The sequence below is a fragment of the Streptomyces sp. NBC_00207 genome (genome assembly GCF_045160965.1).
GTDB lineage: Bacteria > Actinomycetota > Actinomycetes > Streptomycetales > Streptomycetaceae > Streptomyces.
Genome location: NZ_CP130715.1, coordinates 1,297,731 through 1,313,488, shown reverse-complemented (window position 1 = coordinate 1,313,488; position 15,758 = coordinate 1,297,731). Strand labels below are relative to the sequence as shown.

Sequence of the window (15,758 nt, the reverse complement as noted above, 5' to 3'; positions counted from 1 at the left end):
TCGTGGAAGCGCAGCCGGCACGTACGAATCGGCGCAGGTTCCTGCTGATCGCCGGCCTCCCGCTGCTGGCCGTGGGCGGCCTCACGGCGTACGCCGCGTGGCCGCAGCCGGACCCGTCCAAGATCCGGGTCCGCACCGACCTCAAGCCCCTGCAGTCCCGCTTCGGGACCTACGTAGGCGAACTGACCGAGGCGCACTGGCTGGGCTACGACATCGACGAGAGCGCCGGGGACCGGACCATCCCGAGCCCGGACTCCCGGATCCGCCTGGTCGGTGTCGCCCGCCTCGCGGCCGGCGGCGGGGCCGCGATCGTGCGCAACGCCGAGTACGCCTTCGCACCCGCCGCACCCCCGTCCGAGCTGCCCGCCCCGCTGGGGCAGTACCTGCCCGCCGATGCCGCCTGGCAGCACAGCCCCCGGTTCGACGCGCACGCGAACCGCCCGCAGTCGGGCGCCCTCCCCTCGGGCGAGTACCACATCGACGAGGCCCGGGACCTCGTCCGCTTCGACCTCGTCTACCTCTACACCTGACGGGCGGCGGCGGACGTTCCGCTCCATCCCCCTGACCCCGGAGCCGTCTTGACCGGGCGTCAGGACCTCCGGTCACAGGAGGACCGGGCCGCGACCGAGCACGGCGCGGATCGTCCGGCCGCCGGCTCACGCCGTCGTCCCGGTTCGGTGACAGGGCGGACCGGCCCGGTGCGGGGCCGTACGTTGTATCGGCATGAGACCTCGTATCGCCGTGATCGGCAGTGGCCCCGCCGGCCTCGCCTTCGCCCGCGTCCTGCACCGCCATGGTCGCCCTGTCACCGTCCTCGAACGCGATCCCGCCCGCGACGCCCGCCCCGCGGGCGGCACGCTGGACCTGCACGAGGGGCTGGGGCAGCTCGCGCTGGAGAAGGCGGGGGTGCTGGCGGAGTTCCAGGCGCTGTCCCGCCCCGAGGGGCAGGCCATGCGCATCCTGGACCCGGACGGGACCGTCCTGCGCGACTGGCAACCCCGGCCGGGTGACCGGGCCAATCCCGAGATCGACCGCGGGCAGCTCCGTGACCTGTTACTCGGGCCCCTGGACGTCCAGTGGGGGCGGGGCGTGACGGAGGTGGTGCCGGCGAGCCGGGACGGCGTGCTGGTCCACTTCGCGGACGGGCGGCAGGAGGCGTTCGACCTCGTGATCGGCGCGGACGGCGCCTGGTCCCGGGTCCGCCCGGCGGTCTCGGCCGCGACGCCGCAGTACACCGGAGTCACCCTGGTCGAGACCTCTCTGGACGACGTCGACACCCGTCACCCCGATCTCGCCCGGCTGGTCGGCGACGGTTCCGTGGCCGTGTACGGCGTGAACCGCGCGCTCGTCGCCCAGCGCAACAGCGGCGGCCACGTCAAGGTGTACGCCCAGTTCCGCGTGCCGCTGGACTGGCACACGAACCCGGACCGGCATACGGGCCGGAACCAGCGCGCGGGCCTGGACCCGGCCGACGCCGAGGCCGTGCGGTCAAGCCTGCTGGCTCTGTTCGACGGCTGGGCCGACCCCGTCCTCGAACTCCTCCGCCACGGCGCGGCCTTCGTCCACCGCCCCCTCTACGTCCTTCCCGTGTCCCACACCTGGGCCCACGTCCCCGGGGTGACGCTACTGGGCGACGCGGCCCACCTGATGCCCCCGTTGGGGGCGGGCGCGAACCTCGCGATGCTGGAAGGCGCCGAACTCGCCGGGTCCATCGCCGCCGCCCCCGGCCCTGGAGATCTGGACGAGGCCGTCCGCGCCTTCGAGGAACGGATGTGGGAACGGGCCGGCAGGTGGGCGCAGATCACGACGGCCGGTCTGGAACGCCTCGTGAGCCCGGACCCTTCCCAAGCCCTCGCCCTCTTCGACGAGGTCCAGCCTTCCTGAGGGCGGCGGTGCCGGAGGACGGCCGGTTCCTCGGTGCCCGGCCGGAGGAGCGCATCGGGGTGCTCATCCGGCCGGGCCCGGCGGGGCAGGGGGATCAGCGCGGCGGGAGCACGGCGAGGTGCCCGATGGCCCGGATGCTGATGGCTCGGATGCCGGTGGATCAGATGCCGGTGGATCAGATGCCGATGGCTCCGTCGATCCGCTCGCGGAGCAGGTCGGCGTGCCCGTTGTGCCGGGCGTACTCCTCGACCATGTGGATGAGGACCCAGCGCAGGGACACCTTCCCGCGCCAATCGTCCACGGCCTCGACGTCGAGGTCGGGCGCCTCGGTCACGAAGCGTTCGGCGAAGGCCACCTCCCGGCGCCAGGCCTCCCAGGCCGCCTCGACGGCCGCGGGGTCGGCCTCGGCGCCGTCGAAGTCCCCGTCCGGATCGGCCGGGGAGGAGTACAACGGCGGCGCGTCCTGCCCGGCCAGGACGTTCCTGAACCAGCGGCGCTCCATATCGGCGAGGTGCCGGACCAGTCCCAGCAGGGAGAGCGTGGACGGTTCCACGGACCGCCGCGCCAACTCCCCTTCCAGGCCTGCGCACTTCAGTTCCAGAGTTGCACGGTGGTCCGCCAGGAAGGCGACCAGCATGCGCCGTTCGTCGCCGGTCGCGGGGCCGCTGAAACGGCCGTCCCGCTCGGGCTCGACGAAGAATTCCGCTCTGCTCCGTGGGCTCGTCATAGCCGAGAGTATGAACGGCGCCGCGGAACCGCCGGCACGCGGGTCCCCGAATCCCCGGCCCTCCCGCGGATCCCCGGCCCTTCCGAATTTCTGAAACTGGTTCTACTCTGACCGCCGCCACAGCGAACCGGCTGGACCGCGAGACTCCCGGAGGGGCCGTGCACCTCGAATACACGCCTGAGCAGCAGCAGTTGCGCACTGAGCTGCGTGCCTACTTCGCCGAGCTCGTCCCGGACGACGTCTACGCCCGCTACGAGGACCCGGCCGCCCAGAAGCGGTACTACCGCGAGACGATCCGCCGACTCGGGGCGGACGGCTGGCTCGGGGTCGGCTGGCCCAAGGAGTACGGCGGCCGCGGGATGTCCCCGATGGACCAGTTCATCTTCTTCGACGAGGCCGCGCAGGCCGTCGTACCGCTGCCGCTGATGGCCCTCAACACGGTCGGGCCGACCATCATGCAGTTCGGCACCGACGAGCAGAAGGCGTACTTCCTGCCGAAGATCCTCGCAGGGGAGATCGACTTCGCCATCGGCTACAGCGAGCCCGACGCCGGCACCGACCTCGCGGCGCTCAAGTGCAAGGCCGTCCGCGAGGGCGACGAGGAGAACGGCACGTACGTCGTCAACGGCCAGAAGATCTGGACCACCAACGGCGACACCGCCGACTGGGTCTGGCTCGCCGTGCGCACCGACCCGGACGCCCCCGCACACAAGGGCATCACCATGCTCCTCGTGCCGACCTCGGACCCCGGCTACTCCTGCACCCTGATCAACACCCTCGCCTCGCACGACACCACTGCCAGCTACTACGAGAACATCCGCGTCCCCGCGAGCCGCCGGGTCGGCGCGGAGAACAAGGGCTGGCGCCTGATCACCAACCAGCTCAACCACGAACGCGTGACCCTGGCCGCGCACGGCACCATGGCCATCCGCGCCCTGCACGACGTCCAGCGCTGGGCCGCCGCGACCAAACTCGCCGACGGCCGCCGGGTCATCGACCTCGGCTGGGTCCGCGGCCGCCTCGCACGCACGCACGCCCGGCTCGACGCGATGAAGCTGCTCAACTGGCAGATGGTGAACGCCGTCCAGGCCGGCACCCTCACCCCGCAGGACGCCTCCGCGGTCAAGGTGTACGGCTCCGAGGCCCGCCGGGACGCGTACGCCTGGCTGATGGAGATCGTCGGCGCGGCCGGCTCCCTCAAGGACGGCTCCGCCGGCGCGGTCCTGCACGGCGAACTCGAACGCGGCTACCGCAGCGCCGTCATCTTCACCTTCGGCGGCGGCAACAACGAGATCCAGCGGGAGATCATCTCCTGGATCGGCCTGGGCATGCCCCGGGTCCGTCGCTGAGCGTTTGTGTGACCGAGCGAGCTATCCGGTTCTGGCCGCGCTTCCGTAATGGCTACGTCAGAGAAGTGCCCTGCGCCGAGACCGTGCGGCCGCCGCGTGATGGCTTGAGCGGTTCGGGACTCTACCACTGGAGGTACTCGGGGGCGGCCGCGAGCCGAGCCTTCCCGGAACACCTCAGGTTGGGCACGCTACGGAGGTGACTACCTTCCTCAGTCAGTTGCCGGCACTGATCGGCGTCCTCATCGGCACCATCGGAACACTCCTGACGACGCGCCTCAACGACAGGGCGCAATGGGATCGCGCCCTGTCAGCGCGGTGGGATGAGCGTCGACTGGACGCCTATGCCGAATGCGCTCGCACGCTCAAAGAGGTCCAGTTACTCGCGACCCGAGTCACGGCGCCGTCCCGACCCGAGTCGCGCTCACTTCCGATCGATCGCACAACAGGACTCGAGCTATTGGCGCAAGCGGACGCTCAGCACACCAAGGCGTGGGAGGCAGTGCTGCTGATGGGCGACGCCAACACGGTGGCGGCTGCGCGAGAGTGGCGGATGGCGGTGATGTCACTTGGACTGGCAGCACGCGGCACGGCCGGTGAGGACTTCGACTGGGGCGCTACGGTACAACGCGCTGACTACCGCCGAGACGGCTTCTACGAGGCGGCCAGGGCGAGCCTGACCATAGGCCCCGGCAATGTCGCCCAGGCGCGCTGGCTCGACGCGCGACGGTCGGCTCACTGAGCCTGACGTAGCCGTCACGGAAGCGCGGCCAGAACCAGCCATCCGGCCCTTGAGCGCGATGGTTGGCAAGTTGGCTCTATCGGTGAGAGTCGGGTTCTGGCACAGATCTTGGGGAGCGGTGCAGAGGGTAGGGGAGCACCAGCGATCTCCTTGTCACGACCTCGCCAACGCCGTACGACTCACGCCTGGACGTTGGCGTCAGCCCGCGGCGCGGTGACGATCCGCCCAGCGCTGATGGCTATGGCCAGGCCGTTTGCCTGTCCTGCCCCGCGGTGATAGGGCCTGCGGGACCGGAATTGGTGTAACCGCGATCCACACGGCGGCCATCTCGTGCAACACCGTGCACCGCGAACCACTTCAGGCAGCCATCCACGGAACACGGCAGGCGTGGGGCGCCGTTCCCTCTGGACACAAAGTCTTGATCACTGTCTTGCGGATCGCCCGCCATGTCCGCAGGGAGCACACCAAGTGGACGCGCAGCTCGATCAGTTCCCGTGCTCCGCTGCTCTGCGCAGGGTGTTCCACAGCCCACTGTTCCGCCAGAAAGCCGTACACGCCACTGGTCGACAGCTCGCCCCCGATAAAGGTGTGTGCGACGGTCTCACTGATGATCCGGGCGGTCCGGGAGCCCACAGCGTCCTCAACGAGTTCCTTGACCCATGTCAGCCCCTGCTCGTCTGCGTACAAGCCGAACTTCAGGTCGCGCGTCCTCATCGCATCAGACCTTTGTGATGGTCGTCAGCGCTCTTGGCGAAGGCGGCGGTGAACCAGTAGTAGACGGGAGCGAGCGTCGGTGATGCGGGCCATCCATTGATCGTTGCCAGGAGCTGCCAGTAGCGCTCGGCGTGTGGGTCGGCGGTTGTCTGCAGGCGGGCGAGGAGCCAGCGGCGCAGATCGCTTTCGTCGGCACGCTCGTATGCGTCGGCGTAGAGGCCGCCCAGCGCGTCGGTAGGGGATGCACCTTTGGCGGAGGCCGGCAGGAGGCCGGCGGATACGGCCTCGGCGATTCGCTCACGCATCGCTTGGTTGAGGGCATCGTGCAGAGTGCTGATGTCCTGCTGGGAAGGCTCTTCCGCCTGGTCCTCAGCTGTGCGGCGTATCGCGGCACGGAAGTCAGCGTTCTGGCAGAGTCCGGCGAGTTCCACCCAGGCCTCGACCTGTTCGGGCGTGGGATCGTCGGGGAGCTCGGGCATGGCGGATCGCATCAAGGTCACGAACTCGGGGTTCGCGCGAAGACCTGTGAAGGCGTCATCGATGAATTCGGATACCAGTCGGCGTCGTTCGGCTTGGGAGAGCGTGGCGAGTCGGTGCATGAGGTCCATCTCCTTGGTGGTGGGGCCGCGTCTGGCGACTGCGCGGAGTACTGCCCGGCGCAGGCGGAGAGTCTGGATCTGCACGTCCAAGGCGTTGGCGTGTGCTTCCGTGACTTCCGGTATGGATGCCTCCCGGTCCAGCACCTTGCGCACGGTCGCCAGATCGAGCCCGAGATCACGCAGCGTGCGGGCCAGGTCCAGGCGCGCGAGTGCGTCGAGGCCGTAGAGCCGGTAACCCGCCGGGCTCCGGTCGGTTGGCGGGACGATGCCCTTGTCGGAATAGAACCGGATGGTCTTCACCGTCAGGCCGGTCCGGCGGGAGAGTTCTCCGATGGAATAGAGCGTGTCGCTGTCCATGCCCCCAGCTTGATGTCTCCCCCCACGGGAGACTCAACCGGGGCCAAGACTTCCGGCGGCGACCACGGGCTGTACGCAGGTGCCCAGAAAGCACCGACCAGGGGCAGGTCGGCATCGTCGCGTGGAGTTACTGGAGCAGGATCATTTTGCGGGGTAGTTCTAATCCGGCTCGGTCGTAGAGCTGTCTCTTGATCTTCTTGATGCGGTTCACAGCGCCCTCGATGCTGCCGGAGCTCCAGTCCAGGGCCAGGCTGTCACGGCGTCGAGGTCCCGGAGCAGGTGGAGTGCGAAGCCGGTGAGGCCGGGTAGCTGGCTGGCATCGACTGAGTCGACCCAGCGAGGGAGCGTGGCGCCGAGGCGGCCGCTGAGTATCTCGCCGAAGTCGCGGACATGCCCGGCGGCCGCGTCCAGTTCGGGACAGCGTGCCAGAACGTCTTTGAGGCTGGCACGGTCCTCCTCGGTCAGGGCGGTGGGGTGGCGGGTGAGTCGGCCGGTCACCTGCCGCACCCTCGGAGGCCGGGGCGGCATGTCGGCCGAATCGTCTTTCCAGGTAGGGCTTGTACGGGTGCAGCCGCTGGACCGGGGCCGGTTCTCGCGGATGGTGTCCTGCCAGCCTACGGCGCTCGCGTACCGGAGCACGGTATTGAGGCCCCAGCACAGGTGCCGGGCGATCGCCCGGCGTGAGTGGCCCTGGGCGAGCAACTCGTGGACCAGGGCGTGTGCGGCCTTCTTGCGCTCGGCTCCCGGGCCGAGGGGTTCCGAGCCGTCCTGCGCCCGGCCGGACTCTGGGCGCGTCGTCGCCGGCAGTGTGCCGCTGGGCGACGGGCTGCGCAGACAGTCATTTGGTCGGAATGGTGGGTGACAGCGAGGTGGTCAGCTTGTCCCTCACTGATTCATTCTGTGACTCGCTCGCCCATTTCGACCGGAAGCAGTTGGGCGAAGTGGCACGTGCTTGGTCCGCGTCGGGTGTCTTCAACGCTCAGTCGGACCCAAGCGGACTCATGGGCTTCCTGGAAGATCTCGCTGCCCTTGCAGAGAGGGCGGCTGCTCGCGGTCACCGGCTGTACTGCTGGATCAGTATGTAACGACGTCGAGCTCAGCCCGCCAGCGGTATTCGTTTGCGCAGCAGGTCGAAGCCGGCTCGGCCGAACATCTGGCGCCTGGTGTGTCCTGTTCTACTCGTGATGCACAGGTCAGACCGCATCATCAAGGAGCCCGAAGCCTTCCGGAAACCCTTCCAGGAACTCCCGCCGCGCGGGGTCGGACTCGGCTTCGGTCATCGTCCCGAGCAGATCGATCAGTTCGCTCCGTTGGTCGCTCGACAGCTTGCTGACCAGGTGGGCGACACCCTCCAGGACCTTGACGGCGTCGTCCGGATCCACCTGCTCGTCTTCACTTCCCTCGATGAACCACAGGACATCGACCAAGGCCGCGGCCAGGGCGTGAGTGAGAGACGAGTACACGGGCATGAGGTCGGTCTCCCAGCAGGTCACGGCAGCAGAGTCCGGCCATCCCACCACACTCCACTGACATCACACTCAGTCAGCCCTCCACGGAAAGTGAGCCAGAACCCAAACTGCCACTGGCACAACCTCTGTGGACCCATGGCAGTGGTCTCCGGCTTCCCGGATAAAGATTTCGTCCGCAGCGAACGGTGTCTCTACCCTGAGTCGCAGCGGGAGTGCGCGCATTCCCGCAGGTTGCGGTGCCGTGGCAGAGCGGCCCATTGCGATCGACGTGGGCGAGGTCCCTCCCACGGCGACTGACGGAGACGGGGCGGACCTGCTCCCATCTGTCCGCGGGTTCAAATCCCGTCGGCACTGCAGCCGACCTGGACTTGGTCCAGCGCACGGACCTGCCGCATCGCGGCAGGTCCACAGAAGTTGTGCCAGAGCCCGAGCTCTGACAGCGGTTCGCTTCTTGCATCAAGCCAAGCGGCCCCAGGCATATCCCGTGGGGTGCCCGTCGGACGGGGGGGTGTGGGTCAGCCGTCCCGGCCCTGCCAGGTGGACACACAGGCCTCGTTGCCTTCGAGGTCGGCGAGTACCCAGAAGGCCGGGGCATGGGCCGCGGAGACGAGTCGGCCACCGGCCGCCAGCGCGGCCTCGATCCGTCGGGGTGCCTCGTCGTGCGGGGCACTGACGTCGACGTGGATGCGGTTGCGCTGCGGACGCGCGAGCTCCATCTGCTGGAACCAGACCGCCGGGCCCTGCCCGAGGGGATCGACGAGCGGATCGTGGGGCCCGTCGGCTCCCGCCTCATCCGCGTAGCCCAGGACCGCCCGCCAGAACGGCCGGATCGCGGCGACGTCGAGTGCGTCGATCGCGATCTCCAGGAGCTGCACCGACCGCGGCGCCGCTGTACCGATGTCGGGTTCCGTCCTGAGTCCCCTCTCATGAACGGCAGCGGAGATCCGGTGCGCGAGCTCGATTTCGCCGTTGGTCACCGCGGCGTGGTCCGACGATTGCAGGGTGAGGACGACCTTTCGGGGCCGGAGGTCGATGTGAAGGTGCCTGTCGGCATCGTCACCGCATGCTGTGACGGCAGTTGTCGCCACCTCCGTTGCCATCGCCAGCGACCCGACCGATACAGACGTTCGCAAGGTGCCCAGCAGAAGGCGCCATCCCTGGCCGCTGACCGCGTCCGAGACTTCCTGTCGCGTCAGTGCTACTTCCATGACGAGCATCCTCGCAGGGCCCGGGGCTGCCCGGGAGGCCTCCGGCAGAGCCCGGGAAGAGGCTTCGCCGACCCGCTGTATCTGCCCGCCGCACACGTTGCGTCTGCGTCGCCAGGAACGCGGACAAGTACGGTAGGGCGCGCGTCTGCCGACAAGTAGGTGCTGCCAGTTCTTGGCGGTGTTCTCTCGATGCCGGGCCACCGTCGGTCTCAAAACGCGGTTCTGGCACAGATCTTGGGGAGTCGTCGCGGAGCGCTACCCCGATGTTCGAGTGCGAGGAGTCGGGTTCGTGTGAGACCGCGTACGCCTTGGCGTCCGACGATCAGAATTGACGCTCCCTCAGGCGTTCTTCGGCCGCTGCAGCGGGTCGGTTGTGGACGGTGATGGTGCTGGTCATGCAGACCGCTGCACCGTTCTGGGATTCACTGGTATTCGCCGGTATCGACGAGGTGGATGTCGAGGCGGTGACGGCCGCGTTCGGGACGATCGAGGTGGCGGCGAGAGGCCGCGCGACCGGCTTTGCATGTCCGGACTGCGGCCGCTTCTCGGATGCATCATGATACGTCGACGTCTTATAGTGAGAAACTATGTCTCACTTAAAGAAGCCCCCTCCCATTGTTGTCACCGGGGCCACTGGGACGATCGGCCACCCGGTCGTCGCAGGGCTGCTTGATGCCGGTCACACGGTGCGCGGAATCTCGCGACACCCGCAACGTGCCTCACTCCCCGAAGGTGCGGACGTGGTCTTCGGCGACCTGGACGACCCGTCCACACTGAGGCACGCATTCGACGGTGCCGCGCAACTCGTCCTGATCGCGGTCCCTGAGACCGTTGAGGCGGTCGTCTCTCGCGCAAAACAGGCGGGCGTCGAGCACGTGGTTGTGGTCTCCTCCGCCGCCGTAACGGCCGGCTACGACACGACGTACAACGCCGTCGTCGAGCAGGCCGTCATGGACTCAGGACTGGATTGGAGCATCGTGCGTCCCGGTGAGTTTGCGACAAACTCACTCCTCATTTGGGGACCAGCGATCAAGGTAAGTCGCCGAGCTGTGGAGCCCTTTCCTGATCAGATCGGGCATCCCATCCATGAGGCCGACGTTGCCGACGTCGTCCTGGCCAACCTGCTCGACCCACACCGCCTCGGACGGATCGACACGATCATTGGACCGGAAAGTCTCACCAAACGCGAACAGGTTGCAGTGATCGCAGAGGCGATCGGAGAACAGATCATGCTCGATGAGGTCTCCGCCGAACACGCCCGCGACTTCTACCGAGCCCAAGGGGGCTTCGCGGCTGCGAACGCAGACTTCCTGTTCGGGTTCGAAAGCTACGACGGCATCGAAGGCATCACAGATGATCCCCATGACACGAGGGCCCCGGAGGACGATGCCTACCTCACACTCGACCAGATAACGGGAACTCCAGCTCGCACCTTCCGCCACTGGGCGTACGGTCACGCCTCCGACTTCATTTGAGCGATGGCAGGGGCAAGCACTCTCAGAGGTCGCTTCCTCCCGATGTTTCATCCCGTAATTGGTATGTGATCCGGTTATACCGCGTCACACCACGAGATGGTGGCTTCCCCGGTGAGGCGGCGGGCCATCAGGCCGGTCATAGCGGGGCGGATCACGGCTTCAGAGCGGGCGGGTTCAGGAGCGGTCAGCACCCCGGGACCGTTGCCAGTTCTTGGTTCTGGAACAGATCTTAGGGAGTCGTTGCGGGGTGTCACTGGAGCAGGATCATCTTGCGGAGTAGTTCTAATCCGGCCCGACCGTAGAGCTGCCTCTTGATCTTCTTGATGCGGTTGACGGCGCCCTCGATGCTGCCGGAGCTCCAGTCGAGAGTGAGCCCGGCTGTCACGGCGTCGAGGTCTCGGAGCAGGTGGTGTGCGAAGCCGCTGAGGCCAGGTAGCTGGCTGGCGTCGACTGCGTCGATCCAGGTGGGGAGGGTGGAGCCGAGGCGATCGGTGAGTATCTCGCCGAAGTCGCGGCAGTGTCCGGCGGCAGTGTCCAGTTCGGGGCAGCGGGCCAGGACCTCCTTCAGGCCAGCCCGGTTTTCGTCGGCCAGGGTCGTGGGGTGCCGGGTGAGCCAGCCGGTCACCTGTCGCACCGTCGGCGGCCGAGGCGGTGCGGCGGACGGAGCCCCACGCAATGTGGCGATGTGCGCGCGGACCATGCCGTAGGTGACGGGAGCTTGCTCGGCAACCAGCTCTCTGTGCAGTCGGGTGACGCTGGTGCATCCCTCGGCGAATCGCCGCTCCAGGTAGGGCTTGTAGGGGTCCAGTCTGCTGGGCCGGGCCCGGTTCTCATGAATGGTGTCCTGCCAGCGTGCGGCGTTCGCTTACCGGAGCACGGTGTTGCGGCCATCACCACGCCGGCAAGACCTTCCACACCGGCGACTTCTACCCGTACCACTCCCCGGTGGCAGGCGCCGAGGCCCTCGCCGCCCTCCTGGCCACCCGGACCGAGAGCTGCGAACAGCCCCTCGCGGCCCTTCTCAGGGATGCAGGCGTCCAACTCCTCCTGGAGCCCGGCCGGGCCCTGCTCCACCAGGCCGGCGCCACGGTGTTCCGCATCCAGGGAGTCAAGGACCGGGACGGCTACCGGATCCTGACGGTGGACGGCACGAGCCTGAGCCTGTCCGAGCAGTGGTTCAACAGCGAGTACCTGCCCGACCCCTTCCTCCTCGCGCAGGACACGGTCGGCCCGGTCGGCACCTTCCCGGCGAGCGTCGGGGCGGCCACCTGCCTGGAGTCGGACATGCTCACGTGGCGGAAGATCCCGTTCCGAACCGCGCCCCGAGTCGGCGACCTGCTGGTCCACCCGAACACGGCGGGCTACCAGATGGACTCCGACGAGTCCCCCTTCCACGACCTGGCCCTCCCGCCGAAGGTCGTCATCGACCACACGTGCCGGCCCGGCCCTACCTCACAACGAGCTTGGAGAAGGAGCAATCCGGCAGCTCGCAGGGAGGTGGGGCCACTCCCGCTCCATCACTCAGTCATTGAGCCTGAAGGTGAAATCGCCCGAGCGCTAGCCGTTCAGGCGGACCGTCGACACGAGGTTCCCCTCGGTGAGCAGCCTGCCGACCTCGGCTAGCGCACAGCCGAAACCTTCGACGATCAGTCGCACCGGCCGCACAGGTATTCGCGCGGCAAGGAGGAGCGAGGATTGGCCACGCCCGGCACGGGGGCCCACCTGCCGCGGTGCGCCCGGTGCGACGGCGGACCGTACGGCGACTGCCACGCCGGACGGTCGCTTCGACCCGTGACACCCAGGCCGCGGCGCCGTAGGACCGGCACGTGGAGCAGTTCGGCGGCCGGTCCGGAAGCGTTGCCGGGCAGCAGGTTCAGGATGGCAGGTTTGGCGGTGTCTCCGCACCCGGTGCACAGGGCGAGGAGCCAGGCGTCGAGGAGTTTGTGGTTGGCGTTGACGCGAGATGTGCCGTGTGTCCGGAAGCGCCCGGAGGGGCACCTGTGGCAACGGCGGAGATCGATCGGCAGGCAGGTGGGAACGACCACCCAGGTTCGGGACATGGAGATACACCGGTTCCAGTGAGAAGACCGCAGCGAAAGGGAGCACGGCGCACAGGTGCGACGCGCGACGGTTCAGCGCTCGGGGGGTCTCACTTGGTGTACAACGGCACGTCCTTGCCTGGGGCGACTGCGGGTGCGAGCACGGTAACGGACCACGGAAGCACGGTTCCACTGGTTTTCGGGCGGCTGGCGACGGCCGATGGCCGATGACAGGGGCCTTGAACGCCACTCACGGCCGGTTTACACGCCGTGCCCGCAGGGCGGGCCCGGTAATGCGGTCTTCCGACGATCAGGGCGGCGTGCGTGGGGGCGGAGAAGTCGCCATCGTGGAGCCACCGCATCCGAGCCAGGGTCTCGGGGCGGGCGGTCACGGTAGGCAGGAGCATCCGCTCCTCCTCTGCGGCCTCCGCCGACGGCTCGGTCAGCGGCGGGGTTCTGGGCATCGACCTGGACACCACCGCGGTTGATCCGTAGCGGGTCCCCTGGGCCAACTATCCTGGAGGTCATGGCCCCACTACCGCAACGAGGACGAGGTCTGGGTCTAGGGACAGGCGCGCGGCTGATGGGTGGGCGGCGCGTGGGCCCCTGTGACATGTACGCGCCACTCGACCACCATAGCCCCCGCCCACCACAAGTAAAGACGAGTTAAAGCGTGTCGGTGAACTGTCAACACCATTGCGCAGGCCGACAGTTCACACGCTGGGACCCTCGGTCCCAGGGGAACCCGCCGACTCACGCCTAGATATGCCATCGCATGACAGTGGTTGCTCGCGGTCAGGCTCGGCGGCGTAGGACGTGAGGCGATCGGCGAGCGCGATGACGAGGTCGCGGAGTTCATCGGGGCGCTCGATGACGAACGGCCGGTCGAGTGAGGCGAGTACCGGGGGTACCCAGTCGAGCCGCTCCGCCCGCAGCTCGACGCGCAGCCAGCGCTCGGTCGCACGGTCCTCGCCGGCCGCGGACTCGTGCTCCCCCAGGCTCGCGACGCTGGCCGGAAGGTGGGCGCGGATCTGCTCAACTGTCCCGTGGATCCGCAAGGTCACCTCATGCTGGTACTCGGCCGTGGCGAACCCGGACAACACGCGCTGTTCCGGACCGGGACCCACTGGCGCTGCGAATGAGCCGGGCAGGGTCCGCGCGTCTGCGATGCGATCGAGCCGGAAGGTTCGGTCCTTGCCGATCTGGGCGTCCCTGCCCGTGACGTACCACCGGCCCGCATGGGCGACGATCCCGTACGCGTGCAGCGTGCGTTCGCTTCGCCGTCCGTCACGGTCGGTGTAGCGGATCGAGACCGGTCGGTAGTGGCGCACCGCATCGGCGATCGTGAGCAGGACCCCAGCGTCGGGGGTGTCGAACTCGCCGGGCGCATCCGTGAAGGCGAGCGCTGCCAGGAGTGTGTCGAGCCGACGGGCGATGTGCTTGGGCAGTACCCGCCGGATCTTCGCCGACGCCGTCTCGCTTGCCGTGCGCTCCGTCGTCGTCAACCCTGCTCGGCGGCCCGCGACCAGGCCGAGCACCACGGCCAGCGCCTCGTCGTCGCTGAGCATGAGCGGAGGCAAGCGGCACCCGGGAGCCAGCCGGTACCCGCCGTAGCGGCCGCGCACCGATTCCACGGGCACGTCGAGGTCGATCAGTTGATTCACATACCGGCGCACGGTGCGCCCTTCGACGCCGAGCCGGTCGGCGAGTTCGGCCACCGTCCGGATGCCGCCCGACTGCAGCAGCTCCAGGAGTGTCAGCACGCGGCCGGTTGGTCGAGGCATGTTGGCAGCCTAACGCGAATACAGGACCGATTCTGTCCACTATTTCTCCTAGCCTGCGACGAGCACGCCTCCAGCACAGCCAAGGAGATTCCCATGAACTTCGTCTCGATCCGCATCATCACCGGCGACGTCGCACGCCTCGTCGACTTCTACGAGCGAGCCACAGGGGCGCGGGCGACGTGGGCCACCGAGGACTTCGCCGAACTCCAGACCTCGGGCGCCACCCTCGCGATCGCCGGCACCCGCACCGTCCCGCTGTTCGCCCCGGACTCTGCGCGCCCGGCGGACAACCACAGCGTGATCACCGAGTTCCTCGTCGACGACGTGGACCGCGTTCACCAGAACCTGACCGGCTTCGTGACCGACTTCGTCAACGAGCCCACCACGATGCCCTGGGGCAACCGGTCGCTGCTGTTCCGCGACCCCGACGGCAACCTCGTCAACTTCTTCACCCCCGTCACCCCGGCGGCCATGGAAAAGTTCGCACGCTGACGCCACGCACAGCCGCTCACGCGGGAGCCCTGAGATCCCAGGGCTCCCGGTGAATGCGGCCGCCGAGTCCAGGAGCGCCACCAGCAGGGGACATCGGAACGCACCACTGCCCCCCGAAGGATGCCTGCGCTTGGTCTGCGGGTCGCCGCCGGACTTCCGATCGGGCACGTCGCTGCGGGAGCCGGGATCTCCCGCTGCTGCCTGGCGAAGTGGTACGCCCGCTGGCGCGCGCACGGCGAGAACGGACTCTCGACCACTCCTCCCGCCCCGCCACCAGTCCCGCCCGCACGCCCGAGGACATCGCCGACCTGGTGGAGGCGCTGCGGCGGCAGACCAAGCACGGACCAGCCCGGCTCGCCGCCGACCTACAGCGGCTGCACGGCGTCACACTCGCGCCGGCGACCGTGCACCGCATTCTGGTGAGGCGAGGACTGGGCCGGCTCCGGGACCTGGATCCACCGACCGGCGAGCAGTTGCGCGGGGTCATCCGCTACGAGCACGACAGGGTCGGCGACTTGGTCCACGTCGACATCAAGAAGCTCGGACGCATCCGATCGGCGGCGGCTGGCGGATGCACGGCGTCGGCGCCGAGTCCGCCCGCGCCTCCCAATGCACCGGTCCCGGAACCGGCAAGGTCGGATACGCGTACCTGCATTCGGCGCTCGACGGCCACTCCCGGCTCGCCTACACCGCGGCCCTGGACGATGAGAAGGTCGTCGCCGCGGTCGCCTTCTGGAACCGGCCGATTCCTTCTTCGCCGCCCACGGCATCACACAGATCCGCGGCTGCCTCACCGAGAACGGCGCGTGCTACCGGTCTACGACCTGGGCTGACGCCTTCGGCGCGACCGGTACGAAGCACAAGCGGACCAGGCCGTACACGCCGCGCACGAACGGGAAGGTGGAGAGGCATAACGGGACGC

General features: G+C 68.4%; 17 protein-coding genes, 1 tRNA gene and 1 pseudogene. 10 read left to right on the top strand and 9 right to left on the bottom strand.

Features of this window, described 5'->3' with window-relative positions; translation table 11 throughout:
- The first annotated feature begins 2 nt into the window (after positions 1-2).
- Positions 3-530: a hypothetical protein gene (locus tag OG472_RS06635; RefSeq protein WP_405941124.1), complete on the top strand. Its 528-nt coding sequence runs from the start codon at positions 3-5 to the stop codon at positions 528-530.
- A gap of 193 nt (positions 531-723) precedes the next feature.
- Complete coding sequence (locus OG472_RS06630) at positions 724-1,884, top strand: FAD-dependent oxidoreductase (protein ID WP_401603602.1); 1,161 nt, start codon at positions 724-726, stop codon at positions 1,882-1,884.
- A gap of 175 nt (positions 1,885-2,059) precedes the next feature.
- Here the strand turns inward: OG472_RS06630 and OG472_RS06625 are convergent, their stop codons facing one another.
- Entirely contained in the window at positions 2,060-2,611 is a 552-nt protein-coding gene (locus OG472_RS06625; protein ID WP_401603599.1) for a DinB family protein, read from the bottom strand.
- A gap of 158 nt (positions 2,612-2,769) precedes the next feature.
- On the opposite strand from OG472_RS06625, the gene OG472_RS06620 reads away from it, so the two are divergent.
- On the top strand, positions 2,770-3,960 hold the full coding sequence (locus tag OG472_RS06620; RefSeq protein WP_319721258.1) for an acyl-CoA dehydrogenase family protein: 1,191 nt from the start codon (positions 2,770-2,772) through the stop codon (positions 3,958-3,960).
- A gap of 196 nt (positions 3,961-4,156) precedes the next feature.
- Positions 4,157-4,699: a hypothetical protein gene (locus OG472_RS06615; RefSeq protein ID WP_401603596.1), complete on the top strand. Its 543-nt coding sequence runs from the start codon at positions 4,157-4,159 to the stop codon at positions 4,697-4,699.
- A gap of 357 nt (positions 4,700-5,056) precedes the next feature.
- Here the strand turns inward: OG472_RS06615 and OG472_RS06610 are convergent, their stop codons facing one another.
- The 4 genes from OG472_RS06610 to OG472_RS06595 all read right to left on the bottom strand — a co-directional run bounded on the left by OG472_RS06610 (position 5,057) and on the right by OG472_RS06595 (position 7,862).
- A complete protein-coding gene (locus OG472_RS06610) occupies positions 5,057-5,413 on the bottom strand; it encodes a hypothetical protein (protein WP_405941123.1) in 357 nt (118 codons plus the stop codon).
- On the bottom strand, positions 5,410-6,369 hold the full coding sequence (locus tag OG472_RS06605; RefSeq protein WP_405941122.1) for a MerR family transcriptional regulator: 960 nt from the start codon (positions 6,367-6,369) through the stop codon (positions 5,410-5,412). Before OG472_RS06605 ends, OG472_RS06610 begins: the two co-directional genes overlap by 4 nt.
- A gap of 207 nt (positions 6,370-6,576) precedes the next feature.
- Complete coding sequence (locus OG472_RS06600; RefSeq protein WP_405828431.1) at positions 6,577-6,867, bottom strand: hypothetical protein; 291 nt, start codon at positions 6,865-6,867, stop codon at positions 6,577-6,579.
- Between the two features lie 695 nt (positions 6,868-7,562).
- Entirely contained in the window at positions 7,563-7,862 is a 300-nt protein-coding gene (locus tag OG472_RS06595) for a hypothetical protein (protein WP_405941121.1), read from the bottom strand.
- A gap of 211 nt (positions 7,863-8,073) precedes the next feature.
- Between OG472_RS06595 and OG472_RS06590 the strand changes: the two genes are divergently transcribed.
- Positions 8,074-8,192, top strand: a tRNA-Gly gene (locus OG472_RS06590).
- A gap of 161 nt (positions 8,193-8,353) precedes the next feature.
- Here the strand turns inward: OG472_RS06590 and OG472_RS06585 are convergent.
- Entirely contained in the window at positions 8,354-9,055 is a 702-nt protein-coding gene (locus OG472_RS06585) for a VOC family protein (protein WP_405941120.1), read from the bottom strand.
- Positions 9,056-9,441: 386 nt separating this feature from the next.
- Here OG472_RS06585 and OG472_RS06580 point away from each other — a divergent pair, with 386 nt between their 5' ends.
- Both OG472_RS06580 and OG472_RS06575 read left to right on the top strand, forming a co-directional pair.
- On the top strand, positions 9,442-9,606 hold the full coding sequence (locus OG472_RS06580; RefSeq protein WP_405828427.1) for a hypothetical protein: 165 nt from the start codon (positions 9,442-9,444) through the stop codon (positions 9,604-9,606).
- Positions 9,607-9,633: 27 nt separating this feature from the next.
- The gene (locus OG472_RS06575) at positions 9,634-10,521 is read left to right on the top strand and encodes an SDR family oxidoreductase (RefSeq protein ID WP_405941119.1); all 888 of its coding nucleotides are present in this window, start codon (positions 9,634-9,636) and stop codon (positions 10,519-10,521) included.
- A gap of 250 nt (positions 10,522-10,771) precedes the next feature.
- On the opposite strand, the gene OG472_RS06570 is transcribed toward OG472_RS06575, so the two are convergent.
- Complete coding sequence (locus tag OG472_RS06570) at positions 10,772-11,146, bottom strand: transposase (RefSeq protein WP_401603583.1); 375 nt, start codon at positions 11,144-11,146, stop codon at positions 10,772-10,774.
- A 227-nt stretch (positions 11,147-11,373) separates the two neighbouring features.
- Between OG472_RS06570 and OG472_RS06565 the strand changes: the two genes are divergently transcribed.
- Positions 11,374-12,144 carry a hypothetical protein gene (locus OG472_RS06565; RefSeq protein ID WP_405941118.1) on the top strand — a complete coding sequence of 257 codons (771 nt, stop codon included), beginning with the start codon at positions 11,374-11,376 and terminating at the stop codon, positions 12,142-12,144.
- Here OG472_RS06565 and OG472_RS06560 read toward each other — a convergent pair.
- Positions 12,079-12,581: pseudogene (locus OG472_RS06560) on the bottom strand (DUF1062 domain-containing protein). The gene OG472_RS06565 and the pseudogene OG472_RS06560 sit on opposite strands and share 66 nt — an antisense overlap.
- Before the next feature lie 692 nt (positions 12,582-13,273).
- Positions 13,274-14,344, bottom strand: coding sequence for a helix-turn-helix transcriptional regulator (locus OG472_RS06555; protein ID WP_405941117.1), 1,071 nt, complete (start codon positions 14,342-14,344; stop codon positions 13,274-13,276).
- A 93-nt stretch (positions 14,345-14,437) separates the two neighbouring features.
- On the opposite strand from OG472_RS06555, the gene OG472_RS06550 reads away from it, so the two are divergent.
- Together OG472_RS06550 and OG472_RS06545 are read left to right on the top strand one after the other, a co-directional pair.
- Positions 14,438-14,836 carry a VOC family protein gene (locus OG472_RS06550; RefSeq protein ID WP_405941116.1) on the top strand — a complete coding sequence of 133 codons (399 nt, stop codon included), beginning with the start codon at positions 14,438-14,440 and terminating at the stop codon, positions 14,834-14,836.
- 120 nt (positions 14,837-14,956) lie between these two features.
- Positions 14,957-15,259 (top strand): helix-turn-helix domain-containing protein, encoded by a 303-nt coding sequence (locus OG472_RS06545; RefSeq protein ID WP_405941115.1) that lies wholly within the window; start codon positions 14,957-14,959, stop codon positions 15,257-15,259.
- Positions 15,260-15,758: the final 499 nt, after the last annotated feature.

Coding starts and splice junctions, on each gene's coding strand:
- OG472_RS06630 (WP_401603602.1), top strand. CDS start 724: ATGAGACCTCGTATCGCCGTGATCGGCAGTGGCCCCGCCGGCCTCGCC.
- OG472_RS06625 (WP_401603599.1), bottom strand. CDS start 2,611: ATGACGAGCCCACGGAGCAGAGCGGAATTCTTCGTCGAGCCCGAGCGG.
- OG472_RS06610 (WP_405941123.1), bottom strand. CDS start 5,413: ATGAGGACGCGCGACCTGAAGTTCGGCTTGTACGCAGACGAGCAGGGG.
- OG472_RS06605 (WP_405941122.1), bottom strand. CDS start 6,369: ATGGACAGCGACACGCTCTATTCCATCGGAGAACTCTCCCGCCGGACC.
- OG472_RS06585 (WP_405941120.1), bottom strand. CDS start 9,055: ATGCTCGTCATGGAAGTAGCACTGACGCGACAGGAAGTCTCGGACGCG.
- OG472_RS06580 (WP_405828427.1), top strand. CDS start 9,442: ATGCAGACCGCTGCACCGTTCTGGGATTCACTGGTATTCGCCGGTATC.
- OG472_RS06575 (WP_405941119.1), top strand. CDS start 9,634: ATGTCTCACTTAAAGAAGCCCCCTCCCATTGTTGTCACCGGGGCCACT.
- OG472_RS06555 (WP_405941117.1), bottom strand. CDS start 14,344: ATGCCTCGACCAACCGGCCGCGTGCTGACACTCCTGGAGCTGCTGCAG.
- OG472_RS06550 (WP_405941116.1), top strand. CDS start 14,438: ATGAACTTCGTCTCGATCCGCATCATCACCGGCGACGTCGCACGCCTC.
- OG472_RS06545 (WP_405941115.1), top strand. CDS start 14,957: ATGCCTGCGCTTGGTCTGCGGGTCGCCGCCGGACTTCCGATCGGGCAC.